This is a genomic window from Sunxiuqinia dokdonensis (genome assembly GCF_001270965.1).
GTDB classification, from domain to species: Bacteria; Bacteroidota; Bacteroidia; order Bacteroidales; family Prolixibacteraceae; genus Sunxiuqinia; species Sunxiuqinia dokdonensis.
In genome coordinates this window covers 1-26,097 of sequence record NZ_LGIA01000205.1, presented here as the reverse complement: position 1 = coordinate 26,097, position 26,097 = coordinate 1, and the positions used below count along the sequence as shown (strand labels likewise).

The window sequence follows — 26,097 nt, the reverse complement described above, 5'->3', positions numbered from 1 at the left end:
AGTGGCCAATACCCATTCCGGTATCTATCTGTAAAATTTTTAGCTAAAATAATATAAAATTGTTCGTACTCGTATGATTTGAAAGTGATTTTTCAGATAATATTCCGTTACCGTTTGCCTTGTCCAGCTCAATTGATCCGCATCTTGCTGGCTACTTTGGCCAAACGGATCACCAGCAATTTTTATTCAGAAACTACGAAAGCTTGGAGCTGATTAGTTTGATAAATTCTTCACGGGTGGCCACGCGCTGAAATGCCCCGGTAAAGTCAGAGGTTGTGGTAATGGAGTGCTGTTTCTGAATGCCCCGCATTTGCATGCACAGGTGCTGGGCTTCTATCACCACGGCTACCCCGAGCGGGTTCAGCGTGTTCTGAATACACTCCTTGATCTGCAAGGTGAGCCGTTCCTGAACCTGCAAGCGCCGCGAAAAAGCATCGACCACCCGCGCAATCTTACTCAAACCGGTAATATAACCATCGGGAATATAGCCCACGTGTGCCTTGCCGATAAATGGAAGCATGTGATGTTCGCACATCGAATAAATTTCAATGTCTTTCACAATCACCATCTGACGGTAGTCTTCTTTAAACATGGCCGAGCGCAACATGGCTTCGGGATCCTGCTCGTACCCTTGAAGCAAAAACTGCATGGCCTTGGCTACCCGCAGCGGTGTTTTCTGCAATCCTTCACGTGTCACATCTTCTCCAAGCAAATCAATAATTTCACGGTAATGCTCGCTGATCTTCTCAGTATGCAGGCGATCAAATTTTTCAATACGCCGATAGCCGCTTTTCTTCCCGTTAAATGAATCTTCCATATCCAATGTGTATGTGTTCAGTTAATTCTACCAACAAAAGTATAAACTTATCGTTATAATCTGATTTTACAAGAACAACAAAGGGTAAATCATTCTAAAACAGAACAATTCCGGCATAAGACACGAATCCGGTTTCAGGCGTGGGATAAATTTCTATTTTTGTACTGTCACAAAAGGCAAATTGGTGTTCGGCTTCTTTCGGAAATTATTTTTCAACGGGATAACAATATTTTAACATTTTTTAAGTTTGCCTTGTGTTGATCGCATAAAAGTAGAGAAGAAAATCAGTTGATATGATTGTTGTTACGGGAGCTGCAGGTTTTATTGGAAGCTACATGGCTGGTAAGTTAAACCAGGAAGGATACCATGACCTGATTTTGGTTGATCAATTCACCGATCCTTTGAAAATATCAAACTACATTTCAAAAAATTACAGCAAACTTATTGACCGGGACGAATTTTTCGAATGGCTCGATGATAATCACCGATTGGTTGAACTTGTGATTCATTTAGGTGCCCGGACCGACACGATCGGACAAGACCCGGACAGCTACAAAAAGCTCAACTTTGACTATTCGCAACGAATTTGGACCAGCTGTGTCGAATATGGCCTGCCTTTGATTTATGCATCATCGGCTTCAACCTACGGCGATGGCGAATTTGGCTTCGACGATGATCACCAATTGATTGACAATTTCAAACCCTTGAATTGTTACGCCCAGTCGAAGCATGATTTTGACCTTTGGGCATTAGCTCAGAAACAACAGCCACCTTTTTGGGCAGGATTGAAGTTTTTCAATGTTTTTGGGCCCAACGAATACCACAAAGGACGAATGGCATCGGTCGTTTATCAAGCGTTTAACCGAATCAGCGAAACCCAAAAGATGACACTTTTCCGCTCCCACCGTCCCGACTTTCGAGATGGTGAACAAGCCCGCGATTTTATCTATGTGGAAGATGTGGCCCAGGTGATGCTTCACTTCATGAACAATCAACAGATTTCGGGGATTTTTAATGTCGGAACCGGTGTGGCCCGCACTTATCTTGACCTCAGCCGGGCAGTTTTCAAGGCCATGAAAATTGAAGCGGACATCCGTTTTGTAGACACACCAAAAGATATTCGCAATAATTACCAGTATTACACCTGTGCCAAAATCGACAAGCTCAGGCAAGCCGGCTACAACCAACCGTTCATCAGCCTGGAAGATGCCATTCAGGATTACGTCGAGTCATACCTCGCTGCGGAATATTGCTTCTAGCGATATGACTTGATCCGTGATACTGGATTTTCAGATAACAGATACTTGATTTTTGACACACATACTCATCCTGTATTCCAACTCACCCGCCAGCTGCTTGATGAAACTTTAAACTCGAAACTCGAAACTTCCTCAATGATCGCGTGTAAAAACCCAATCTTTGCCTTTCGACAATTCATTATTGAAGTAATAGCCTTCTAGATCAAAAGCTTTCAGATCTTCCGGATCGGTCAGTTTGTTCTGCACAATAAACCGGCTCATCAAGCCACGGGCCTTTTTGGCATAAAACGAAATCATCTTGTATTGGCCATCTTTCAAATCTTTAAAGGCGGGTGAAATAATTTCGGCTTTTATTTTTTTCGAATCCACTGCCTTGAAATATTCATTTGAAGCGAGGTTAATCACCGGGCCACCCGCCTCCTTCAAATCTTTATTAATCGCTTTCGTCACTTTTTCCTTCCAAAAGCCATACAAGTTCTCCGCGCCTTCAACGCCAAATTTCGTTCCCATTTCCAACCGATAGGCCTGAATCAAATCCAGGGGTTTCAACACACCATACAATCCTGACAAAATCCGGATCGTTTGCTGGGCTACTTCAAAGTCATTTTCAGAGAAAGTCGCCGCGTCCATTCCCTGGTAAACATCGCCTGTAAAAGCCAAGATGGCCTGCTTGGCATTATCGGGTTTGAAAGGCGTTTTCCAGCTTTGGTTGCGCTCAAAGTTCAGTTCTCCCAACTTGGCCGAAATGCCCATCAATTTAGATAACTCTTTAGGTGAAAGCTTTTTCAGACTTTTATTGATGACTCGGGCTTCTTTAAGAAAGACAGCTTGCGAATAAGTCTCCGTAACCGGTTTCGATTCAAAATCCAACGATTTGGCTGGTGAAATAAGTACGAGCATAATTTCAGTTTTTTGTGAGTTTAAAACAAGCCGCCCATCAAAAAGTTTACCCTATCTGCGAACCAGCAGCACCACGTTTTCAACATGATGGGTGTGCGGAAACATATCGACCGGCTGAATCTGTTCCACCCGGTAATTTTCGTCCATCATGGCCAGGTCGCGAGCCTGCGATGCCGGGTTACAGCTCACGTAAACCACTTTTTGCGGCGCCACATTCAGAATGGTTTTGACGACATCTTCGTGCATTCCGGCACGCGGCGGATCCGTAATAATCACATCGGGCCGGCCATTCTCAGCAATAAACGCCTCGTTTAAAACGGCTTTCATATCGCCTGCAAAAAAATTGGTATTGGCTATCTGATTGATTTCGGAATTGATTTTGGCATCATCAATGGCTTCGGGAACATATTCAATGCCCACCACCTTTTTCGCTTTCGAAGCCACAAAGTTGGCGATGGTTCCGGTGCCGGTGTACAAATCGTAAACCACTTCATCGCCCGTTAGGCCAGCAAAATCGCGGGCAACTTTGTACAACTCATAAGCCTGCTCCGAGTTGGTTTGGTAAAAACTTTTCGGCCCAATCTTAAAACGCAGGCCTTCCATTTCCTCAAAAATATGATCACGTCCTTTGTACAAAATCACTTCCTGATCAGTAATGGTATCATTCCCCTTGCTGTTAATGACGTACATCAGTGAGGTCAAATTTGGAAATCGGCCAATAATCGCATCTAACAATCCTTCGCGCTTTTCAACATCTTCCTGAAAAAACGCAACAATCAACATGGTTTCTCCCGTTGAAGTCGTCCGAATAATCATGTTGCGCAAAAAGCCCTGCTGATTTTTGATATCAAAAAACTCCAGTTTATTTTCCTGCGCATAAGCCCGGATAAAATTTCGGATTTCGTTCGACGGATCCGGCTGCAGCCAGCACTTCTCAATATCGATAATTTTGTCGAACATCCGCGGAATGTGAAAGCCCAGCACATTCATGGTTTGCGGCACTTTATCCGAACCCAGTTCTTCGGAAGTCAGCCAGCGATTGTTTGAAAAGCTAAACTCCAGTTTGTTTCGGTAAAACGTGTCTTCTGCTGAGCCGAGGATGGGATTCAGTTCCGGCAATTCAATTTTTCCCAGTCGCTTGAGCTGATCGCCCACCTGTTTTTGCTTGTAGAACAACTGCTTTTCGTAGGGAAGAAACTGCCACTTGCAACCGCCGCAAACGCCGAAGTAGGCGCAAAAAGCAGCCACACGGTCGGCCGATTCCTGATGCACACGCACCACGCGGGCTTCCTCGTAACTTTTCCTTTTCTTGGTCACCTGCAAATCCACCACATCTCCGGGAATGGCATGCGTGGTAAACACCACTTTCTCATTCACCCGGGCAATGGCTTTTCCTTCGGCGCCAATATCGCTGATCGTTACTTGCTCATAAAAAGGTTTATTTCTCCGGCTGCGTCCCATAATCATCAAAATTTGGTGCAAAAATAGGAAAATGAACGACACGCCGCGGCTCTTTAAAGGCTTCATTTTTGACGATAGCCGGATTTGATGCAATCCCTCAGGATGCTTAATTTCTATTCGCCAAACTCCCAGAGAAAGCGGTGTATTTTGGACGAACGGAATAATCCGAGAATTTCTGTTGGATTGTCTTATCTTTGCACTTCATTTTTATAATTGTTATGATTTCAGTTGATCAGTTAGTCGTCAGTTTTGGTGGATTTGAGCTTTTAAAGAAGATTTCGTTTTTGATTACCCCGAAAGACCGTATTGGGTTGGCCGGAAAAAACGGCGCGGGAAAATCGACCCTGCTTAAAATTATTGCCGGGCAACAACCGCCCAGCGAAGGTTCAGTTGTCGTTCCGAAAGATATTCGTGTGGGCTATTTGCCGCAGCACATGCAGCTTGCCGACAACTATTCGGTGTTTGAAGAAACCAAAAAAGCTTTTGATGAGATTCTGCACATCAAAAAGAAAATTGACCACATCAACCACCAAATATCAACCCGTGAGGACTACGAATCAGACTATTACATGGACCTGATCACCCAGGTAACCGAACTGAACGACCGGTACCAAATGGTTGGCGGGAGTAATTTTGAAGCCGAAATTGAGCAAACACTCACGGGTCTGGGTTTTAAGCGAAGTGATTTTTCGCGTGCCACGTCCGAGTTTAGCGGTGGCTGGCGCATGCGTATCGAGCTGGCCAAAATCTTGCTGAAAAAACCAGATGTCTTTTTGCTCGATGAGCCCACCAACCACTTGGATATTGAATCGATTCAATGGCTCGAAGATTTTCTGAAGGGCTATGCCGGAGCCGTGGTGCTCGTGTCGCACGACCGGGCTTTTTTGGACGCGGTGACCAACCGAACCATCGAGATTTCGCTGGGCAAAATTTACGACTACAAAGCCAACTATTCCCGTTACCTTGTATTACGCGAGGAACACCGCGAAACCCAACTGGCATCTTTCAAGAATCAGCAAAAAATGATCGAAGATACCGAGAAATTCATTGAGCGTTTCCGGTACAAAGCAAGCAAGTCGGTGCAGGTGCAATCGCGTGCGAAAATGCTCGACAAGCTCGACCGGATCGAGATTGATGAGGAAGACAATTCGCGCCTGAATATTCGGTTTCAACCGCCGGAACGCTCGGGAACCATCGTTGCCGAATGCAAACACCTGACCAAAAAGTATGGTGATTTACTGGTGCTCGACGACATTCACCTGATGATTGAGCGCGGCGAAAAAGTGGCTTTTGTTGGGAAAAATGGCGAAGGAAAAACCACACTGGCCCGTATTATTCTGAATGAGCTGGAATACCAGGGAACAATGAAAATCGGGCACAATGTGAAGATTGGCTATTTTGCGCAAGACCAGGCCCAGCGCCTGGACGAAAACCTGTCGGTGCTCGAAACCATTGACCAGATTGCAGTTGGCGATGTACGCACGAAAATCCGCGATATTCTCGGGGCATTCATGTTTTCGGGCGACGATGTGGACAAAAAAGTAAAAGTACTGTCGGGTGGCGAACGTTCGCGCCTGGCCATGATCCGGCTGATGTTGGAACCGGTTAACTTTTTGGTGATGGACGAACCTACCAACCACCTGGACATGCGTTCGAAAGAAATCCTGAAACAAGCCCTGGCCAGCTACGAAGGAACAGTTTTGGTTGTGTCGCACGACCGCGAATTTTTAGATGGACTGGTGAACTGCATCTATGAGTTTAAAGATCGGAAGATCAAGCAACATTTGGGTGGCATTTACGACTTCCTGAAACGCAAGAAAATGGAGTCGATGAAAGAGCTGGAGATGAAAAGTAAACCCGACGCAGTTTCAGAAAAAAAGGAAAAACCACAGCAGCCCGAAACCAAGCTGAGCTACGAAGAACGCAAAGAAATAAACAAAAACATCAGCCGGCTTGAAAAGCAAATTGAACAAGCCGAAGAAGACATCACCGCACTGGAAAACCAGATTGAAGCGATGGACGAGAAAATGAGCAAACCCGAAACGGCAAGCGACCACGCCATTTTTGAACAATACGAACAACTCAAGACAAAACTGTCGGAGATTATGCAAGGCTGGGAAAAAAACCTGGAAGAATACGAATCATTAAAATCACAGAAAACCTGGTAGTATGTACAACAAAGCACAAAAAAATACGGACGACTTTATCTTCGGCATTCGCGCGGTTATTGAAGCCATCGATTCAGGAAAAGAAATTGATAAAATCTTGCTAAAGAAAGGGCCGGGAGGCGATCTTTTTAAGGAGTTGTTTGAAAAAATCCGGGAACATCAAATTCCGTTTCAATACGTTCCACAGGAAAAAATTAACCGGATTACCCGCAAAAACCACCAAGGCGTATTGGCTTTTATTTCGCCAGTTACCTTTTATGAATTGGAGAATTTTCTGCCCCAGGTATTCGAAGCCGGCAAAAACCCGTTGATTTTGGTTTTGGACCAGGTAACCGACGTTCGTAATTTTGGAGCCATCGTGCGTACCGCCGAATGTGCCGGGGTTGATGCCATCGTCATTCCGGAGCGAGGAGCTGCCCGAATCAATGCCGATGCCGTAAAAACCTCAGCCGGAGCTTTACACCTGGTTCCGGTTTGCCGCAGCAAAGACTTGAAAAAAAGCCTTGTCTTTTTAAAAGAATCAGGCTTAAAAATAGCCGCTGCCACTGAAAAATCGCCAGACAATTACACGCAGGCTGATTTCACGGGCCCATTAGCCATTGTTATGGGATCGGAGGAAAAAGGAATTGACCAGCAAATTTTAAAACTGGCAGATACACAACTGCAAATTCCTATTCTTGGCAAAATTGAATCGTTGAATGTTTCCGTTGCCGCCGGCTTGTTGGTGTATGAAGCCGTCAGACAACGGCTCGCTCACTCCTGAATTGGCACCTGGCGCTTAAAAGTTTCTTCCAGCGAGATAAAGGTCTCGGTACTGGATATTCCAGAAATTTTCTGAACTTTTTCGCTTAAAATTTCCTTTAAGTGCTCATTGTCGCGGGCATAAACTTTCACAAAAATAGCATACTGCCCGGTTGTGTAGTGACACTCCACAATCTCCTGAATATCTTGCAACTGTCGGGCTACATCCTCATAGTAACCACCTTTTTCAAGAAAAATTCCAACGTAGGTGCAGGTCTTAAAATCCACTTTCCGGGGATCGATGTGATAACCCGAACCAGTAATGACTTTCATATCAATCATTCGGTTCACGCGTTGGTGAACGGCGGCCCGTGAAATCCCAACTTCATTGGCAACATCTTTAAAAGGGATGCGGGCATTGTTTGTGATAATGTCCAGAATATGCAAATCAGTCTGGTCCAAGTTGTTTCTTAGTGTCATAGTTATTCTTCAGCCTTGAATTATAGCTCACAAAAATACGCAAATTTAAACAAATAGTTAAATTTCCAGCAGCGAATCTTGCTTGATGTAAAATCTGATGTAAGCGAGAGAACCGAACGAAAGTTCTCAAAAACAAACCGTTAACTTTTCAATCTTTATCCCCATTCAAAACAAAAGCAACACAACAGGTCGCAATACTGACATTTTGAAAGCATTATTTTTGTTTTTATTTATTTTTGCTATTTTTGACGCCGATTAAATATCATATCGATAAAGGCTGAAATTATTTTCTTCAACTTCGCATGTAATTGTAGGTAACTTAAATATTTTAACAGATGAAAAATGGTAAAAGTAGTTGGCTTTTTATTCTCTTGCTATTAATTATTACGGCCGTGATTGGCGTATTCTTCCCAAGCGGCTTTGGCGGCTTAGATGACCCCAACATTGACTCAGGCGATTCGGCCTGGATGTTGACAGCCACGGCCTTGGTTTTATTGATGACCCCCGGACTCGCTTTCTTCTACGGCGGTATGATCCAGTCCCGAAATATTCTATCGACGATGCTGCAAAGCTACATCGCCATGGGTTTAATCAGTGTGTTGTGGGTCATTCTCGGATTCAGCCTGGCTTTTGGCGACAGCGTTGGCCCTGACGGATTTGGCTTAGTTGGAAACCCCTGGACTTTTTTCATGTTTAGAGGCGTCAGTGGGGCCACGCATCCCGATTTGGCACCAACTTTTCCGCTGGCTTTGTTTGCGATGTTCCAATTGAAATTTGCGATTATCACACCCGCCCTGATTACCGGATCATTTGCGGGCCGCGTTCGCTTTCGGGCTTACATGTTATTCATGGTTCTATTTTCGCTGTTCATTTATGCGCCCCTGGCCCACTGGACCTGGCATCCAAACGGATTCCTGAGAAACTGGGGCGTACTTGACTTTGCCGGAGGAACAGTCGTCCACATGTCTGCTGGTTTTGCGGCTTTGGCGGGCGCCCTGTTTTTGGGCAAACGCAAAGATTTTGGAAAGGAATTCAAGCCGGCCAACATCCCATTCGTATTGCTTGGTGCCGGAATGCTTTGGTTTGGCTGGTTTGGGTTTAATGCGGGATCGGCTCTGGGAGCAAATTCAACGGCTGCCCTGGCGCTGATGAACACCAACACGGCCTCGGCTGCAGCCATGCTTGCTTACTTGCTTTACGATATGGCCAAAGGGAAAAAACCAACCGGTATGGGAGCATCCATCGGCTTGGTTGTTGGTTTGGTAGCCATTACTCCGGCGGCTGGATTTGTCAATGTTGGTGCCAGTATTTTTATTGGTGTCGTTGCCGCACTAATCAGCAACTATGCCATTGAACTTCGCTCCAAAACAAGGCTGGATGATACCTTGGATGTATTTCCTGCACACGGGATGGGTGGTATTGTTGGCATGCTGCTTACCGCCGTTTTTGCACAGGAAGTGGGTCTAATCCACGGTGAGCTCACCACCTTCCTTTATCATCTGCTGGCTTTGGTGATTGTTGGAATCTTCACGTTTGGTGGTTCATATCTGCTGTACAAAGTGACCGATATGATTGTTCCATTGCGTGTTTCGGCCCAATCAGAAAAAATTGGTCTGGACCTGAGTCAACACAATGAGTCGTATGATTTTGAATATAAAAGCGAAAAATAACTTTTGCAAACGTCACTTCCAGATACTGAAAAACTCCCCGGAATCCGGGGAGTTTTTTTCTATCCATGCGAAATTCGTAAAAAAAATGAGTTGAATTAAGGAACAGGAATCAATCGGACTATTTTCCCTGGATTTTCAATCGCAACATAAACATAGCCATCAGGACTCATTTCTACGTTGCGCACCCGGCCGATTCCTTCCAGCAATTTTTCCTGGTGCGTTACGGTATTTCCATCCAGCACCACCCGTTCAACATACATAAAACGGAGTGATCCAACCAAAATATTATTCTTCCAATTCTCGTAGCGATCACCTTTCACAAAAGTGGTTCCGCAAGGAGCAATCGACGGGTCCCAATAAATAATGGGTTGTTCCATACCTTCTTTCTCGGTGATATCGGTAAAGCTAGTGCCGTCGTAGTTGATGCCGTAGGAAATAACAGGCCAGCCGTAATTTAATCCCGGCTTAATCAGGTTCAGCTCATCGCCACCCCGCGGGCCGTGTTCTGTTTCCCAAATTTCGCCTGTCTCGGGATGCATGCAGGTTCCCTGCGGATTACGGTGTCCATAGGAATAGATGCTGGGTTGCGCATTGGGCGTGTCGATAAACGGATTATCTTCAGGGATGGATCCATCATCATAAATCCGGTGAATTTTACCTGAGTGATTCGTTAAGGTTTGCGGATTAACATCCCGGTTGCCGCGATCGCCGATTCCAAAGAAAAGATAACCATCTTTATCAAATTCAAGTTTGCAACCCCAGTGTTGTCCCCGGTTCGAATCGGGAAAACCGTTGAAAATCACTTCCTGGTCCACCAGTTGATTGCCATCGAGCCGGGCTCGCATCACATTGGTGCAACCTTCATCTTTATTATCATCGGCATAGCCGGAATACGACAAATACAGCCAGCCATTTTCTTCGTAGTTCGGGTGCAGTTCCAAATCCATCAGCCCCCCCTGCCCTTTCACCATAATCTCGGGCAGTCCGGTAATTTCCTGCAACTCATAATTGGTAAAACGGTACAATTTAGCGGAGCGCTCGGCAATGAGCAGATCGCCGTTGGGAAGGAACTCCAGTCCCCAAGGCACACCCAAGCCCGAAACCACCGTATCAACAATAAACTTCTGCTCTTCCGACTCCACCACCTGGTTTGCTGACAAGGCTGGCTTCAGGGATTCTTTGTCTTCGGGCAGGCCCTTTTTCACATAGTCGGCCAGGGCTGAAATCTCGTCTTCCGAAAAAGTGGCTTCGAAAGCAGGCATGCCCATTTCGTCCTGTCCATAGGTAATGCTGTGAATGATCGCGGCATTGTCATCGCCATACATCCATTCCTTGTCTTCAAATCTTTCGAGATTGTTGCCATGACATCCGGCGCAGAAATTCTGGTAGTTTTCAGCAGCTTGCTGCATTTGCTGCTCGCTATGTTGTCCGTTAGTTGTACAACTTCCGAATACAAAAAGCGAAACAAGCAGGGCAACCGACTGATTCATCATGTTTTGATTCATTGTATTTAAGCTTTAGATTATCTTTCACACCAACAAAAGCACGAATGAAAAGTTAAGGCTTTTTTGTTAATAATGCCAAATCAATTGAATAGAGAAATGGAGCAAAAGTGAATTTGAAATGAACGCCGGTCAACTTTTTCGCTCCGTCAATCTACCCCAAAGCGCCCCTTGCTTTCCCCAACAGGCTTCTTGCATTGGTATCCACAAGCTCCTTGTCCTCACTATTGAGCACCCATTACCGTCGGATGAGGGACAGGCCCATGCAAACGATTCGCAAGCTCCTGCGGACGATTCGCAAGCTCTGTCGGACGAGGCGCAAGCTCTGTCGGACGAGGCGCAAGCTCTGTCGGATGAGGTGCAAGCTCTGTCGGGCGAGGTGCAAGCTCTTTCGGGCGAGGCGCAAGCTCTGTCGGGCGAGGTGCAAGCTCTTTCGGGCGAGGCGCAAGCTCTGTCGGACCACAACCAAACTCTTGCGGATGACAACCAAGCTCCTGCGGATGACAACCAAGCGCTTGCAGATGATTCAGAAACTCATGCAAACAAGGCGCAAGCCCCTGCTGTTAGGGAATTGGGATCAGCGGCTAAGAAACTGAAGGCAAACCGGATTGGGAATGTCCACACTTTTGCCGGTATAGGACAGGGTTCCTGCCTGCGGATCAACGCGGAACACGGTCACGTTGTTGCTGTGCTGGTTGGCCACCAAAAGGAAGCTGCCATTGGGCGTCAGGGCGAAGTTGCGGGGCCATTCGCCCTCCACCGAAACGGTTTCAATCAGACGAATGCTGCCATCGGGCTCGCGGCCAAACACGGCGATGGAGTTGTGTCCCCGGTTCGAGCTGTACACAAAGCGGCCATCGGCACTCAAGTGAATATCCGCACCATAGCTGTCGCCCGCAAAGCCCGCAGGCAAGGCCGAAACGCTCTCCTGCAACTCAAAATGTTCGCCTTGCTTTTTCAGCACGCTCACCGTCGAATTCAGCTCATTCATCACATAAATAAACTGCCCGTCGGGCGAAAAGGTGAAGTGACGCGGTCCGGCGCCGGGCTCCATAGCAACGAAAGGTTTCTCCGCTTCCTGAAACTGAGCGGTAGCTTCGTTGTACTGGTAGAATTCGAGTTTATCGTTGCCCAAATCAGCCGAGACAAGCCATTCGCCCGAAGCGTCGAACAAAGCCGAATGCGCGTGGGGCTGCTTTTGACGGATGGTGTCTGGCCCCGTTCCTTCATGCTGGATCTGCTGAAAGGAATCGCTCAGCCCGCCATCTTGGTCCACCCGATAAAAACTAAGGGTGCCGCTGCTGTAATTTGAAGCAACCACAAAATTACCATCAGGCGACACCTCCACATGACAAGGATGATAGCCCTTTGTAGCCTTTTGGTTGATTTTTTCGAGGGCGCCCGAGGCCGTTATCCGGTAGGCCGTTACCGAGCCACTGTCCATGCCCGGGCTTTCAGTAACCTCCGACACCGCATACAGGTACTTACGATCGGGCGAAGTGGTGAGAAACGACGGATTTTCCTTATTTGGCGTTACCAGTTTCAAGGCCAGCTCGCCGGTTTCCTGGTCAAACTGGTAAGTGTAAATTCCTTCGCTTTCATTCTCGGTGTAGGTTCCAACATACAGTAAGGTTTCTTTTTTGGGACTGCACGAAACCAATAAAATGGTTATCAACGGAATGAACAGATCTGTTTTTTTCATATGTCAGATTTTCGGAACCAAACCAAAAGGTTAGTCTCTTGTTAAATGGATTAGAATGAAACCTAAAAATAAAGGAAATGAATCCAAAAAAAACATTTATCGCTGTATTTATTCTATTTTTTTCAATCAGCAGCTACAGTCAAAAACTGGTTGAAGTTTGGCGTACCGGACCAAACATGAAAACGCCCGAGTCAGTCTATTACGACGCCGACCTTGATGTGATCTTTGTGGCCAACATCAATGACAATCCTTCAGAAAAAGATGGCAATGGCTTTATCACCCTGCTGAACACCGACGGAACGGTGAAAGAGATGAAATGGGCAACGGGCCTGAGCGCTCCCAAAGGCATGGCTGTTTACGACGGCAAATTGTACGTATCGGATGTAGATGAGCTGGTTGAAATTAAGCTGAGCGATGGTCAAATCGCCAACCGCTACCCAGCGCCAGGCTCCATCTTTTTGAATGATGTGGCGGCCTGCAGCAACGGTACAATCTTCGTCACCGACAGCCGAACCAATAAGGTGCACGCCCTGACCAACGGAAAATTTGAAGTTTGGAAAGAAAGTGACCAGTTTCAAGGCATCAACGGACTGTATACCGAAAAAGGAAAACTCTACATTGGATCAGACAAAATTCATGTGGCCGATGTAAAAACAAAAGAAATGACCGAGATGCAAAGCGGCTGCCAAGGAATTGATGGCCTTGAAAAAGACAACGACGGCAACTTCGTGTTTTCGAACTGGGCCGGGCGAATTTTTTACCTCGAAGACGGTGAAATGACAAAAATGTGGGACTCGACCGAAGAAGAAATCAACACGGCCGATGTCTTCTTCGCCAAAGAACTCGACCTGCTCTTAGTTCCTACTTTCTTCGATAACCAGGTAGTTGCTTATCGAATTGAAAAGTGATAACTTGTCTGCGAACATTTCATTTCAGCAATAAATAATCGAAAAACCAAAAATGATGAAGAAAGGAAAAGTAGCAGAGAAAAGTCCATTGATGATGGAAATGCAGCCCGGCACCTACTTCTGGTGTGCTTGTGGCAGAAGCAACAACCAGCCATTTTGCGACGGATCGCACAAAGGCACCGAATTTACACCCAAAGAGGTGAAGATTGAAGAAGTGCAATCGGTATTTTGGTGCCGGTGCAAACAAACCGACAACCCGCCATTTTGTGACGGATCGCACAACAAACTTTAAGATCATCAAAACCAACAAGATAAAAGGAGGCCCGACAGCCTCCTTTCATTTTGCTCCCTCAATTCCATCCCGCTAAAATCTCCACTTCTCCCCCACTCACCAATCAACGAATTCAGAATATTCACAAATCAGACGAAATAGTCTCAATTTGAAAATTACGGATTCATATTGATAATCAAAATTGATCTGGCAACTCACCACCCGCCTGACAAACTGCATGTTGTAGAATCAAATACGTTTGGCACAGCCATTGCGTCTCCCCCTTTATCGATTCTTTAAAATCGAAAGATTTATTGAACATGTGAAAATTTTATTTGTTAGGGACACCTAAATCACCGGTTACACATGTGAAGTGAGAAAAATTACATGAAGAAACGAAAGTGTTAAACTCAATTCTAAAACTTAGAAAAGATGAAAACAAAAATTTCAATTTTACTCGTACTATTTATTTTCTCGATGGTTGCAATCAGTTGTTCGGATGATGATGATGTGGAAAAGCAGCATGGCGAACTCAATGTAAAAGTGACCGATGCACCTTCGGATGATGCCAATATTCAGGGAACATTCGTTACCATTTCCGAAGTAAAAATTGACGGGCAAGTGGTGGAAGGTTTCACCGCGCAAACCATAGAAATTTCGGCCTATCAAAATGGCAACACCAAACTTTTGGTGAACGAAACGCTCGAAGCAGAATCATACAACAGCGTGAGCCTGGTGCTCGACTACGAAAATGATGCCGAAGGAAATTCGCCCGGCTGCTACGTGCTGACCGACGATGATAATAAGCATGCCCTGGAGGCAGCAAGCAGCAGCACAACCGAAGTGACCTTCAACAAGCCATTTCAGGTGGAAGCCAATGGCATGACAGACCTGGTCATTGACTTTGACCTGCGCAAAGCCATCGTCCGCAATGAAGACGGCGGCGACAGTGAATACAAATTTGTAACCAGTGCCGAATTAACCAACTCGCTGCGCATCGTCCAGGAAGATGAGTGTGGTGCAATTAACGGCGAAATAAATAACCACACCGAAGCGGAAGGCGAACTGGTAATCTATGCCTACAAAAAAGGAAGTTTCGATGCAGAAACCGAAACGCAAGGACAAGGCAATAGCCAGGTGATGTTCGCCAATGCCGAAACAAGTGCCAAAGTTGCAACCGATGGCAGCTACAAGCTTTCCTTCCTTGAAGAAGGCGAATATGAAGTTCATGTCGCTTCGTACGAGGAAGATGCCAACGGGCAAATTGCTTTTACCGGCATGGTTCAGGCATCAAGCTCAATCAGTGGTTTGCTGCTCAACAACGTTAGTGTTGAAGCCAACAGTCAAGTTAATCTCAATATCGATCTTTCTATCTTAGCTGACTTATAAGTGCTTTATAACTAGATTCCTTTACAAAGGTTGAGGGAGGATCAGGTTACCGTGAAAGAGTCTGCTTTTTCTGATTATTCAGCAAAAGGGGGTGGTAGCTTGGACTCCCTCTTTTTTTGACCTTAAAAAAAGTCCGTCGGAACGAATGTTCAGCCATGAAATTTGACTAAATTGGACTCTGTTAAAAACCCACTTTTAAAAAACTACCATACAATGAAAAGCGAAGAAAATCTGATCCGTGTCTTTTCCGGAAGTGAAGTTTCGGTTATTTTACTAAAAGCCAAACTGGAAGAAACAGGCATTTCGGCCATTATTCAAAATGATTTTCAGTCGGGCATTGCAGCCGGATTTGCCGGCAGTACCCCAACCGGCGTTGACCTTTACATTCGCGAAGGAGACCTGAGTTTGGCCGAACCTGTTCTGAATGAGTTTCAGGAATAAATCTATTCCATCCTTTTCGCTTCCTCCCAATAACGATCCATTTCGGATAGGGGCATATTTTTCAGGTCTTTCCCTTTTTTTAGGGTTTGGCTTTCGAGGTAATTAAAACGTTTGATAAACTTCAGGTTGGTGCGTTCCAGTGCCGCTTCCGGATCGACTCCATATAACCGGGCGGCGTTGACCATCGCAAAAAACAAGTCGCCAAATTCAGCTTCAATTTTATCACGGTTGTTTTCCGTTAACTCGTGCTGCAACTCACTGACCTCTTCCTTCACTTTGTCCCACACCTGGTCCGGATGTTCCCAATCGAAACCCACACCGCTGGCTTTCTCCTGGATGCGGTTCGCCTTAACCAAAGCCGGCAATGAAGCAGGAACACCTTCCAGCACCGTTTTCTTTTTCCGGCCTTTTTCCTTCAGTTTCAAGGCTTCCCAGTTTTGCTCCACTTCGCGGGCATTGTTCACATCCACCTCGCCATAAATATGCGGATGCCGGTAAATCAGTTTTTCGTTCAAACTGTTGATCACATCCGTCATGTCGAAAGCCTTTTGTTCTGAACCAATCTTGGCATAAAACACAATGTGCAGCAGCAAATCGCCCAGCTCCTTTTTAATTTCCTGAAGATCGGCCTGCAAAATGGCATCGCCCAGTTCATAGGTTTCTTCGATGGTGAGCCTGCGCAACGACTCAAAAGTCTGCTCCCTGTCCCAGGGGCACTGCTCGCGTAGTTCATCCATAATTTGTAATAGTTTTCCAAAAGCTTCCAATTTATCTTTCATCAATACGGTGTTTTAGTTTGAATTGGGCAAAATTACAATCTTTCCTGAAAGCGAAGAGAAAAGCTCGTCAAAGAAAACCGCGGATCAACCTCCCGACCGCTTGGCCTTATAGCCTTCCGCTTGAAGAATCTGCATGACTTTATCGCGAAAATCGCCCTGAATCATCACTTCGCCATCTTTGGCAGATCCGCCTACCCCGCATTTCGACTTCAACAGTTTGCCCAGCGCTTTCAGGTTATCGTCTGTTCCAACAAAACCAGTCACCAGCGTCACGGCTTTCCCTTTCCGGTTCTTTTTGTCCAAACTCACGCGCAAATCCTGCTTGTTCGGCGGCAGGGTTTCCTGATCAGCAGCTTCGGCTTTCTCGTAACCAAAATCAGGATTAGTAGAATAAACCACGCCTAACCTTTCTTTCCAATCTTTTGCCATAATCGTTTCCTTTATCCGTTCAAACCCTCAAAAGTAACAAGAAAATTCAAGGAGGTACGGCCAGTCACCATTCTTTTGTTTGATGAATATCAGCAAAATTACCCCACGTCATTCAATTGTCACTAGAGATGATCTTTTAGTTGAATTAAGACGATCAATGACCAAAATGACAATGATCACAGCCAGAACAGAACAAATAGTTGCGTAAGTGGAAATCATTTTATATTGATTTTTTGAACCTTTAGCAGTTGCGTTGGTTGCAGTAAAAAACGAATTGGCAAGATAAAATGACACGACTGATTGAAGTAAATGAGCAGGAGGATATTTTACCTAAATATCGGAACACACCCATCGGTTTATTGCTGGAGTACCAGAATCTGAATAGGACATTTAGCACCCATGAAAATCCAAAAATGCTGATTGGCATGTGCATGGACAACCGGAAAAACCTGTGGGTGCCAGATAATTTTGCTTACATCATTCGTTCGGGAGGAGCCAACCTGTTTTATCACGAATTTCAGGTTTCTTACGCCATCGGGGTTGGTGGCGTGCAGCACATTGCGTTAATTGGCCACTCCAACTGCGAAATGGTTCAACTCGAAAACAGGAAGGAAAAATTTATCAGCGGAATGGCTGCCAATGCTGGATGGGAGGCCGAAACGGCTCAAATGCATTTTGAAAATCTTTCGCCATTTTTTGAGATCGGCGATGCGGTTGATTTTTTAGTGGCTGAAGCCGGCCGGCTGCGCAGGCGCTACCCCAAAGTAACGGTTGCCCCGCTTTTCTACAATGTTGCCAATAACAACCTTGCTCAAATTGAAGTTGAATAACCCCCGGAACCTGGAACGGCCCGGGGATTATCTGTCAATTTAAAACTTGAAATCAATTCCGACAAAGAAATGTGTTCCGGCCTGCGGATAATAGCCGTCCATTTTGTAACGGTCACCCCCCAACTGGTAGGAATACACCCAGGCGTTGCTTTCGTATTCCGCATCAAACAGGTTATTCACCATCACGTGCAGCTTCACCTCCTCAAATAAGGATATCTTCCAGCCGTACTCCACTTTCAGGTTGTTCACAAACCAGGCATCCAGCTTGCGATCGTCGCTCGACGTGTTGTCGATGTACTGATCGCCCACATAGCTGGACAACAAGCTGATGTTAATACCTTTGGCGGGAGCAAATTTCCATTGGCTGTTAACAATCACATTGGGCGAAAAAGCCAGATCGGTTTCACCCAATTCAAAGGCATCCTGTTCGCCGGTGTCCCAATTATCAACATACTCGGTAAAGTTTTTGATTTTATTTTGACTGAAGGTGGCATTGGCATCCCAGCTCAAACTACGTGTCAATTTCAAACCTCCAGTTAGTTCAATTCCAGCCCGGTAACTTTCATCCACGTTCATCATCAACGACGAACCAACATCATTCAACTCGCCGGTTTGAATCAGCTGATCTTTATAATCCATGTAATAGAGGTTTGCAGCCAGCAAAAAGTTGGATGTCCGGTAGGTATAACCTGCCTCAAAATCATTCAGGGTTTCGGATACCGGAATTCTATCTCCCGGATCAACATCCACAAAGTTGCTGCGATTGGGCTCGCGGTTGGCACGGGCAAAGCTCAGGTAAGCTTCCTGCGAATCGTTTGGTCGGTAAAAGATTCCAAATTTGGGGTTGAAAAAGTTGAACTGATGCGATTGCGTCAAATCACGTAAATCATCGTCAATGCCATCAATTGAATAATCGATGTTCCGGTACTGCAAATCGGCATACAAACTCACTGCTTCCGAAAGCTGGTAATTGTACTTTCCAAAAGCATTAAAATCTTTTTTCACACCAGTTCCGCGATACCACTCATGGTCTTTTTCGTTTTCGCCCATGTATTGCGCCCAAATCACTTGTCCAAAATGATCACCATCGTACGTGTTATAACCACCACCAAAGGTGAAAGTAGATCTGTTTTTATCGTAATTCAGCGAAAAAGTGGTTCCGTAAAAATCGTTGTCCAGCCATTTGCGAACCACCATGTCCGTTTCGTCCATCCCGTCAGGAGCAATCATCTGATAGTCGGCATACTCTTCGTCATACTTGTAATTTTCGTAGTAGCCACGACCATAAGTATAATGCAAGGCAGCATTCAAATTCAGATAATCACTAAACTGATGCGAGAAATGTAACTGGTAGTGATCTTGCTGGTAGTGGTCCACTTCGTTTTCGTAAGTGTAGAAGTTGTAGGTTCGCGAATCCGAATTGATTAATCCGTCATACCGAATTTCATTTTCACGAGCTGATCCTGACCACAGCCAATGGTCGAGGTAGCGTTGCATTCCTTCGGCGTCATTTTCCAACCGGACTGAGGGAACGCCATACCATGCCTGGTAGGTTTCTTCGAAACCCGAAAACACATTCACTTTCAGAATGGTGTTTTCAGAATAATAACCAGCCGAGGTAAAAAAGGATTTCAAATCGGCTGAAGCCCGATCGACAAAGCCATCGGAATTCACTTTCGACAATCGAACATCGAAGGTAAAGTGGTCGTTGATCAAGCCGGTGCCTGCCGCCACCGAATTTTTCAGCGTATTAAACGAACCAGCCGAAGTGCGGTACTCGGCGTAAGCCTCCGAATTAAGCGTCGACGTTTGCAGGTTGATGGTGGCTCCAAAAGCAGCGGCACCGTTGGTCGATGTCCCCACCCCGCGCTGCACCTGGATGTTCTCAACCGAGCCGGCCAAGTCGGGAATATCCACAAACCAGGTTCCGTGCGACTCCGCGTCGTTCATCGGGATTCCGTTCACCGTCACGTTGATCCGGTTCAGGTCCGTTCCGCGAATCCGGAAATTGGTGTATCCAATACCAGCCCCGGCATCCGACGTGGCCACATACGAGGGAGTCATGGTTAGCAGGTAGGGAATATCCTGCCCCATATTCCGGCTTTCAATGGTCGACCGGTCAACCGTTGTTTTGGCTACCGGCGTTTTGTCGCCTGCCCGTGTGGCTGAAACCAGCACTTCCTCGGCCATGATGTGCAGCGGTTTCAGCTCAATGCCCAACTCGGTATCGCCATCGACTTGCAGGTTCAAACTCCGACTCTCGAAACCCATGTAGGAAACTTTCAAAGTGTAATTTCCTGCTTTAACATGCCGAAACTGGAAAGCACCATTTTCGTTGGTCGACGTGCCCCGGTAGCTGCCCGACAAAACCAGGTTGGCACCAACCAATTCTTCACCCGATTCATCCGTCACTTTTCCGCTGACCGAAAACTGTGCGAATGAATACACAAACAAACACTGCATCAGCAGCATTAATCCTAAACGTTTCATTTTGTGATAATTTTGGTTAATAAAATAACCAATGAGGTAGGAATTGAATTCCTTTCGCCCTCCCTACGCCGGTACTAACCGGATCAGGTTCTTTGGGTATGATCTCAGTCCGTTTATTTTTGGACACCCCATTGCGTAAACAACGCTGCAAAGTTAGAAAAGAAAAGCACACCCTGCATTCTAAATTAGGGAACATCCATTCGAAAACATGAAAATATTTCAGCATCAACCAATTAAACAATGAAATTTTGACTTCAATCCAGTCAAATTGTCTCCTTATCTGGATTAAATTTCACTAGAATCGGCAAGGATTCGCCTTGGTACACGCTTTGATTATTCTCAGGTGTAGTCGTTAAAAGTTAAACAAAAGAATAGGAGGATTTAGCCATGTTACCATTAATGAGAAACAAACGAAATGTTCCGGGTTTATTCGATGATTTCTTTGGAAGAAACTTCTGGAATGATGTTTTTGAGAAGCCAGAATGGAGCTCCAATCCAGCCGTGAATGTTTACGAGAAAAAAGACCATTTTGAAATTGAAGTGGCCGCTCCGGGATTGGAAAAAAGCGATTTCCATGTCGACTTAAAAGACAATGTGCTAACCGTTTCTTCCGAAAAGAAAGAAACAAAAGAAGAAAAGGACGGAGAAAAAGTGGTGTTCAGCGAGTTTAATTACACATCGTTTAGCCGCTCATTCCGCCTCCCGGAAGGTGTTGATGCCAACGAGATTAAGGCAACGCATAAAAACGGTGTGCTGAAAATCTCACTTCCGAAGCTGGAAACATATAAGAAACAAGCTTCGCGAATGATTGAAATTTCATAAGTTTATTGGTTTAGGTTTTAGTTTAGTTAGCAGAAAGGCCTCGCAAATGCGGGGCTTTTTTATTGACTAAAGACCAAAGTTCTCCATTCAGAAGAAGATTAGGCCCGGTCAATTAAACAACAACCGCTGACTGCGTTACAACAACCGCTGACTGGGCTGCAACGACCACTGACTGGATTGCAACGACTGCTGACTGGACTGCAACGACTGATTACAGTGCTGCAACGACCTCTTACTGCACTACAACGACCACTTACAGCGCTGCAACGACCGCTGACAGGACTGCAACGACCACTTACAGTGCTGCAACGACCACTGACTGCGCTGCAACGACCGCTTAATGTGCTGCAATTTTTCTTGAATTCGACGAAATCGAATCAGCCTATAAAAACCTTTTTCTTTTAAACAGCCAAAACTGGAAGCCAACGATCAGTAGTAAAACCACAAAAAATGCGGCGAAGGCAAACGGACTCTCAGCTTTTGGGATGCCGGCCAGGTTTACCCCAAGCAGACCGGTGAAAAAACCAAGCGGCAAAAAGAAAGCAGCCACAATGGTTAGCACATACATGCGCTTGTTCATTTGTTCATTCTGACGGTTGTAAAGGGTTTCCTGGCTTACGGTTCCCATGTCGCGCGAGGCATCCAGCATTTCGAGGTAGCGTATGAGTTGATCAGTAATTTCGCGAAAGCGAAGCTGTTGTTTTACATTGATCCAAGTGGTTTTTTCGAGTTGAATCTTCAACATGGCATCCCGCTCCGGCACCAAAAATCGTTTCAATTGAATGATCTGCCGACGGAGGTTATGAATTTCATTCCGATAATCATGCTCTTCATCGTCCAACACCAGTTCTTCAATCTCGGCCGACCGGTCTTCAATGTCTTCCATCACATCGCTCATTCGGAAAACCAATCGCTCACAAAGAAAAACCAGGAAGTGTCCGGTTGATTTTGGCGGATTTCCTGCTTCAAGTTGCTGAATGACATCGTCGACTGACAAAACATTTCGTCGCTGGGTGCTGAAAATCCGGTTCTTTGTAATCAGCAAGCGGACCGAAACCATATCTTCCGGATCGGCTCCTTCGGCCAGGTTGACACCACGCAGGATCAACAGCATGTCGTCGTTTGAAATCGACATTCGCGGGCGGGTTTCCTCTTTCAGCAAAGCATCGGAAAATAATTCGTCGGCGCCTTCGAGCGAATGAATTAAGGCAGGCGTGCCCGGCGCATTTAAATCAAACTGCAACCATTGGTACGCGTGCTCCGGAATCGAATCGTTAATTTGGTCTTCTGTAAGCGGTTCAACTTTTTTTGATGCAGGATAAATGTTGTACGCGTGAATTAAAGCCATAGCGGGAACGAATTAATTTTGATCAAGATACAAAGGATTTATCACTTGAAGAAGATCAGCCAAACGGATTTCTACTGCTCAACTTCACGAAATGTTTTTTTGCCTTCGATGTAAAACTTCCAGATGATGCTTTTACACAGCACTTCATCGGGCCAAATTGGAGTCGCCATTTTTTTCAGTTCCTCGCGTTTGTGGCGAATTTGCCGGTGCAATCGGTAAAAAGCCCAATGCGCCCGAATGACGCTCGTGAAGCCGTCGGTGTTTCCTTCGCTCAGCAGCTTAAATGCGGCCACTCCGTCGAGCAGCATCCGTAGCACAATCACTTTGTAAAACTTGTGTCTCGGAAGATTTTTGTACAACAACCACAGGCTGTTTCGGAAATTCAGAAATAATTTCTTCGGATTATCATACGACAGCGATCCACCACCCAAATGGTAAACTTTGCTGAAAGGGGTGAACTGAATTTTGTAGCCTCTGTTTTTCAGGCGCCAGCACAAATCAATTTCTTCCATGTGTGCCCAAAAATCGGCATCAAAACCTCCCGCCTGGTGAAAACAATCGGCCCGAACGGCCATGCAAGCTCCGGTTGCCCAAAAAATATCTGTCACCTGGTCAAACTGCCCTTCGTCTTTCTCCAGCACATTAAAAATTCGTCCGCGACAAAACGGATAGCCCAGCTTGTCGATAAAACCTCCGGCTGCTCCGGCGTACTCAAACTCATCTTTCCGTTGCCAACTTAACACTTTGGGTTGAACTGCCGCCACGGTTTCATCCCGCTCCATCAAGTCAATCAGCGGAGCGATCCAGTTGGACGTTACCTCCACATCCGAATTCAGTAAAATATAATACTTCGCTTGTATTTGTTGAAGGGCCACGTTATAGCCCTTGGCAAACCCGTAGTTCTGATCGAGCTGTAAGATTTTTACCTGCGGAAAGTTTTCCCGGAGAAAGGAAACGGATTCGTCAGTGGACTGGTTGTCGGCAACAATCACCTCAACATCATCGCCCTGACTATGCTGAATGACTGAGGGGAGATACTGTTCGAGCAGCTTTCGGCCGTTCCAGTTGAGAATAACAATGGCAACACGGGATGAATTCATGCCGCAAAGATAGTCATGAAATCAGAATCCGGGAAAGAATGCTGATCAGGTTTTCCTTCTCCAAGCGGTTCAGCACTTCCTGCACTTTGGCCAGTTTGTTTTTCTTTCCTGAATCGATGATGGCTTTGATTTCCTTGAACTGCTTGCCGGTTAGTTCTTCCTCCATCAATTCCCACGCTTTTTCGGCCGAAGATTCCTGTTGCGGCAGCCCCAGGTTTTCGAGCTCCATAATCGCGGCCTCCAAAATTTCATCAGCCTGCATTTTCACGGGGTCATCGGTTTTTTCATTTCCCGTAGCGTCGCGTAAAGTCCAGCTCGAATAATCGTACTTCAAGTCGGCAATCATCTTCACAATGTTGTGGTCTGCACCAAAAATACGTTGAAGAAAAAGGGTGGTCTGGTTTTTCCAGGCTTCCAGATCGAAGCTTTTTTCAGTCAGCTTTTCTTGCTGTTTCTTGAGTAGGGCAATTTCTTTTTCAGCCATTGTTGCTTTTTTGTGCAATTTAGTCTATTGGCCGACTTTGTACAACATCCAACAGAAAAAAACTAGCCCAGGTGCTGATTTACTTTTTCAAAAAAGGCTGGGAAATAATTCTCGTTCGATGCGATAATTTCCTTTCCGTGCAAATAGTTGTCGCCTCCCTTAAAGTCACAAACCTTTCCGCCAGCTTCTTTCAGAATGATAATTCCGGCAGCCACGTCCCACGAATGCAGGGCATGCTCGAAAAAACCATCAAAACGTCCGCAAGCCACATAAACCATGTCCACCGCGGCCGATCCCATGCGGCGCATGCCGCGCGTTTCCATCATGAAAAACTCCAGCAAACGCAGGTAATCGTTCAGCATCTCAAAATTGTAGTACGGAAAACCCGTGGCCAGCAAAACATCTTCGTGGGTGCTGCTTTTCGAAACCGAAATAAGATTTCCGTTCAACCACGCGCCGCCACCTTTCCAGGCCGAAAAAAGTTCATCCTGCCCTATCTCGTACACCACACCGGCAACGGGTTCGTCACCATCAATCAAGCCAATGGAAACCGAATGTGGAAAAATTCCATGAATAAAGTTGGTTGTGCCGTCCAGCGGATCGATCACCCATTTCAGTTTTTCGCCATCTTCGGTAGCTGTTCCTTCTTCGGTAATAAATCCCGCTTCCGGAATTAATTTCTCCAATTCGGCCACAATCATCTTCTCCGCGTTTTTATCGACGTACGTGACCAGGCTGGCTTTTCCCTTCAGCTCAATATCATCGTTGGTAATTTTCAACCGCTCTTCGCGAATAAACTGTCCGGCCGATTTGGCGACCGCCTCCATTGTTTTGCAAATATGCTGTAGATCCATTGTTTAAATTTTTGTTCGAAATTCGCCTAAATCAACCCGACTTCAAAATTTCCGATGTTATTTATTTCTGAAAGCTACATGAAAAGAATGATCCGATGAATTGAGGTCATCGGATCAATAAACCAACAGCATCTTTTAAGGCGGCATCAACCTAGGCCGTCATCCCGATGAAGATCGGGATCTGTACGAAAAATAGGGATCAAGCTTCGTAGTCACCCAACGATATTTCAATTTCAAATCCAGCGGATTTATAGGTTTATAGAAAAGCTGCAAGGAAGCGAGCCGTTCGATCCCATCAGGGATCGCATCTCTCCCTGATTCTGTGTTCCTATAAACATCCGATGCCGCGGGCATCGAAAACGCGATCGGTTCAAAAAGCCGACATGTTTTTACTGATCAAATAAGTTCGAGGCATCCGATCAGTAGCCAGGCACCCATTTTTGAAGCGACTCCAGCGCAAGCCGTCATCCCGATGAAGATCGGGATCTGCCCTGAAAAGGAAAACCCGAAAAAACAAAAAAGAAATTGGTAAGTCCATAGCAAAGCTCCAGCGCTCCGGATTGTAGTTCAACCGGGGCTCAAAGCTGGGCACTTCGTGCCGCTTAAAGCCCTATTTATTGTAAGCAGTTTTTTCTTTAAAAATAATCTTCTCTTGCTATTGTCCACTTATTAAATGTTTTCTCAACAAATATGATTTTAGATGGATGCCCATGTCCTCCTGGGTCAATAATCTCATAAAAGAAGCAACCTGTTTCTTTATTTTCGCCAAAAACGACATTTGAAAGCCGTATCATTCCAACCTCGGAATACTGATTTTTATTGTCTTTGAAAAAGTCTCGCAAACCTAACTCTTTTCCGTGAGTAGCCTGATAGAGTTCATATCTTCCAATCACGGGCATCCTTTTTAGGTCAACTAGTTCTTTTTTTGAGTTTGCTCTAATAAGCTTATAAATTAAAATGCTATCCTTAGAAGAAACCTTATTAGCTAAGTCTCTTACTTTCTCCAAATCCCAAGCATGAAAATCTAAAGTGTCATAAATTGCCAGAAATAACCTTCGATTATTGACAGGTCTATTTTTAGCTTCAATAAAATCATTCCATATTTTTTTCTGAGTTATTGAGTCATAATCAAATATGGTTACAAAAGGCACATGATATCGTTCTGTTCCGATAACTTGTAATAATACATCATTATAAACATCATAAGAATCTACTTTCTCAGTACATCCATAGATTGGAATCGATAACAGTA

Annotated in this window: 24 protein-coding genes and 1 riboswitch; of the genes, 10 read left to right on the top strand and 14 right to left on the bottom strand. The window is 45.4% G+C overall.

Annotated elements, in window-relative coordinates; translation table 11 throughout:
* Positions 1-193: 193 nt before the first annotated feature.
* A complete protein-coding gene (gene folE, locus NC99_RS19290) occupies positions 194-817 on the bottom strand; it encodes a GTP cyclohydrolase I FolE (RefSeq protein ID WP_053187823.1) in 624 nt (207 codons plus the stop codon).
* Between the two features lie 293 nt (positions 818-1,110).
* Here folE and rfaD point away from each other — a divergent pair, with 293 nt between their 5' ends.
* Complete coding sequence (gene rfaD / locus NC99_RS19285; RefSeq protein ID WP_053187820.1) at positions 1,111-2,076, top strand: ADP-glyceromanno-heptose 6-epimerase; 966 nt, start codon at positions 1,111-1,113, stop codon at positions 2,074-2,076.
* A 132-nt stretch (positions 2,077-2,208) separates the two neighbouring features.
* Here the strand turns inward: rfaD and yaaA are convergent, their stop codons facing one another.
* Positions 2,209-2,976, bottom strand: a complete 768-nt coding sequence (gene yaaA / locus NC99_RS19280; RefSeq protein WP_053187817.1) for a peroxide stress protein YaaA — start codon at positions 2,974-2,976, stop codon at positions 2,209-2,211.
* Positions 2,977-3,027: 51 nt separating this feature from the next.
* Entirely contained in the window at positions 3,028-4,503 is a 1,476-nt protein-coding gene (gene rlmD / locus NC99_RS19275) for a 23S rRNA (uracil(1939)-C(5))-methyltransferase RlmD (RefSeq protein WP_239684488.1), read from the bottom strand.
* 152 nt (positions 4,504-4,655) lie between these two features.
* Here rlmD and NC99_RS19270 point away from each other — a divergent pair, with 152 nt between their 5' ends.
* Entirely contained in the window at positions 4,656-6,605 is a 1,950-nt protein-coding gene (locus NC99_RS19270; protein WP_053187814.1) for an ABC-F family ATP-binding cassette domain-containing protein, read from the top strand.
* 1 nt (position 6,606) lies between these two features.
* Positions 6,607-7,368, top strand: coding sequence for a 23S rRNA (guanosine(2251)-2'-O)-methyltransferase RlmB (rlmB, locus tag NC99_RS19265; protein WP_053187812.1), 762 nt, complete (start codon positions 6,607-6,609; stop codon positions 7,366-7,368).
* On the opposite strand, the gene NC99_RS19260 is transcribed toward rlmB, so the two are convergent.
* Positions 7,359-7,826: an Lrp/AsnC family transcriptional regulator gene (locus NC99_RS19260; protein WP_053187810.1), complete on the bottom strand. Its 468-nt coding sequence runs from the start codon at positions 7,824-7,826 to the stop codon at positions 7,359-7,361. The two genes, rlmB and NC99_RS19260, sit on opposite strands and share 10 nt — an antisense overlap.
* Before the next feature lie 335 nt (positions 7,827-8,161).
* Here NC99_RS19260 and NC99_RS19255 point away from each other — a divergent pair, with 335 nt between their 5' ends.
* On the top strand, positions 8,162-9,496 hold the full coding sequence (locus NC99_RS19255; protein ID WP_053187807.1) for an ammonium transporter: 1,335 nt from the start codon (positions 8,162-8,164) through the stop codon (positions 9,494-9,496).
* Between the two features lie 95 nt (positions 9,497-9,591).
* Here the strand turns inward: NC99_RS19255 and NC99_RS19250 are convergent, their stop codons facing one another.
* Both NC99_RS19250 and NC99_RS19245 read right to left on the bottom strand, forming a co-directional pair.
* Entirely contained in the window at positions 9,592-11,001 is a 1,410-nt protein-coding gene (locus NC99_RS19250; RefSeq protein ID WP_053187804.1) for a PQQ-dependent sugar dehydrogenase, read from the bottom strand.
* Between the two features lie 574 nt (positions 11,002-11,575).
* Positions 11,576-12,700: a lactonase family protein gene (locus NC99_RS19245; protein ID WP_053187801.1), complete on the bottom strand. Its 1,125-nt coding sequence runs from the start codon at positions 12,698-12,700 to the stop codon at positions 11,576-11,578.
* 77 nt (positions 12,701-12,777) lie between these two features.
* Between NC99_RS19245 and NC99_RS19240 the strand changes: the two genes are divergently transcribed.
* The 4 genes from NC99_RS19240 to NC99_RS19225 all read left to right on the top strand — a co-directional run bounded on the left by NC99_RS19240 (position 12,778) and on the right by NC99_RS19225 (position 15,709).
* Positions 12,778-13,608 (top strand): NHL repeat-containing protein, encoded by an 831-nt coding sequence (locus NC99_RS19240; protein WP_053187798.1) that lies wholly within the window; start codon positions 12,778-12,780, stop codon positions 13,606-13,608.
* Positions 13,609-13,660: 52 nt separating this feature from the next.
* Positions 13,661-13,900: a CDGSH iron-sulfur domain-containing protein gene (locus NC99_RS19235; RefSeq protein WP_204375065.1), complete on the top strand. Its 240-nt coding sequence runs from the start codon at positions 13,661-13,663 to the stop codon at positions 13,898-13,900.
* Between the two features lie 411 nt (positions 13,901-14,311).
* Entirely contained in the window at positions 14,312-15,268 is a 957-nt protein-coding gene (locus tag NC99_RS19230; protein ID WP_053187793.1) for a DUF4382 domain-containing protein, read from the top strand.
* A 213-nt stretch (positions 15,269-15,481) separates the two neighbouring features.
* Positions 15,482-15,709, top strand: coding sequence for a putative signal transducing protein (locus tag NC99_RS19225; protein WP_053187790.1), 228 nt, complete (start codon positions 15,482-15,484; stop codon positions 15,707-15,709).
* A 2-nt stretch (positions 15,710-15,711) separates the two neighbouring features.
* Here NC99_RS19225 and mazG read toward each other — a convergent pair whose 3' ends face one another.
* Entirely contained in the window at positions 15,712-16,488 is a 777-nt protein-coding gene (mazG, locus tag NC99_RS19220; RefSeq protein WP_053187787.1) for a nucleoside triphosphate pyrophosphohydrolase, read from the bottom strand.
* An 84-nt stretch (positions 16,489-16,572) separates the two neighbouring features.
* Positions 16,573-16,917, bottom strand: a complete 345-nt coding sequence (locus NC99_RS19215) for a translation initiation factor (RefSeq protein WP_053187783.1) — start codon at positions 16,915-16,917, stop codon at positions 16,573-16,575.
* Positions 16,918-17,204: 287 nt separating this feature from the next.
* Between NC99_RS19215 and NC99_RS19210 the strand changes: the two genes are divergently transcribed.
* A complete protein-coding gene (locus NC99_RS19210) occupies positions 17,205-17,747 on the top strand; it encodes a carbonic anhydrase (protein ID WP_053187781.1) in 543 nt (180 codons plus the stop codon).
* A 39-nt stretch (positions 17,748-17,786) separates the two neighbouring features.
* Here the strand turns inward: NC99_RS19210 and NC99_RS19205 are convergent, their stop codons facing one another.
* Positions 17,787-20,237 carry a TonB-dependent receptor gene (locus NC99_RS19205; RefSeq protein ID WP_053187778.1) on the bottom strand — a complete coding sequence of 817 codons (2,451 nt, stop codon included), beginning with the start codon at positions 20,235-20,237 and terminating at the stop codon, positions 17,787-17,789.
* A 43-nt stretch (positions 20,238-20,280) separates the two neighbouring features.
* Positions 20,281-20,378, bottom strand: a riboswitch (TPP riboswitch).
* A 258-nt stretch (positions 20,379-20,636) separates the two neighbouring features.
* Here NC99_RS19205 and NC99_RS19200 point away from each other — a divergent pair.
* Positions 20,637-21,059, top strand: coding sequence for an Hsp20/alpha crystallin family protein (locus NC99_RS19200; RefSeq protein ID WP_204375064.1), 423 nt, complete (start codon positions 20,637-20,639; stop codon positions 21,057-21,059).
* A 382-nt stretch (positions 21,060-21,441) separates the two neighbouring features.
* Here NC99_RS19200 and NC99_RS19195 read toward each other — a convergent pair whose 3' ends face one another.
* From NC99_RS19195 to NC99_RS22195, 5 genes are all read right to left on the bottom strand, one after another.
* Positions 21,442-22,407, bottom strand: coding sequence for a zinc transporter ZntB (locus tag NC99_RS19195; protein WP_053187772.1), 966 nt, complete (start codon positions 22,405-22,407; stop codon positions 21,442-21,444).
* Positions 22,408-22,478: 71 nt separating this feature from the next.
* Positions 22,479-23,507, bottom strand: a complete 1,029-nt coding sequence (locus tag NC99_RS19190) for a glycosyltransferase family 2 protein (protein WP_053187770.1) — start codon at positions 23,505-23,507, stop codon at positions 22,479-22,481.
* Positions 23,508-23,520: 13 nt separating this feature from the next.
* A complete protein-coding gene (locus tag NC99_RS19185) occupies positions 23,521-23,991 on the bottom strand; it encodes a hypothetical protein (RefSeq protein ID WP_053187767.1) in 471 nt (156 codons plus the stop codon).
* 62 nt (positions 23,992-24,053) lie between these two features.
* Positions 24,054-24,845, bottom strand: coding sequence for an inositol monophosphatase family protein (locus tag NC99_RS19180; RefSeq protein WP_053187763.1), 792 nt, complete (start codon positions 24,843-24,845; stop codon positions 24,054-24,056).
* A gap of 635 nt (positions 24,846-25,480) precedes the next feature.
* A partial coding sequence (locus NC99_RS22195; protein ID WP_162231263.1) for a hypothetical protein occupies positions 25,481-26,097 on the bottom strand: 617 nt, incomplete at its 5' end.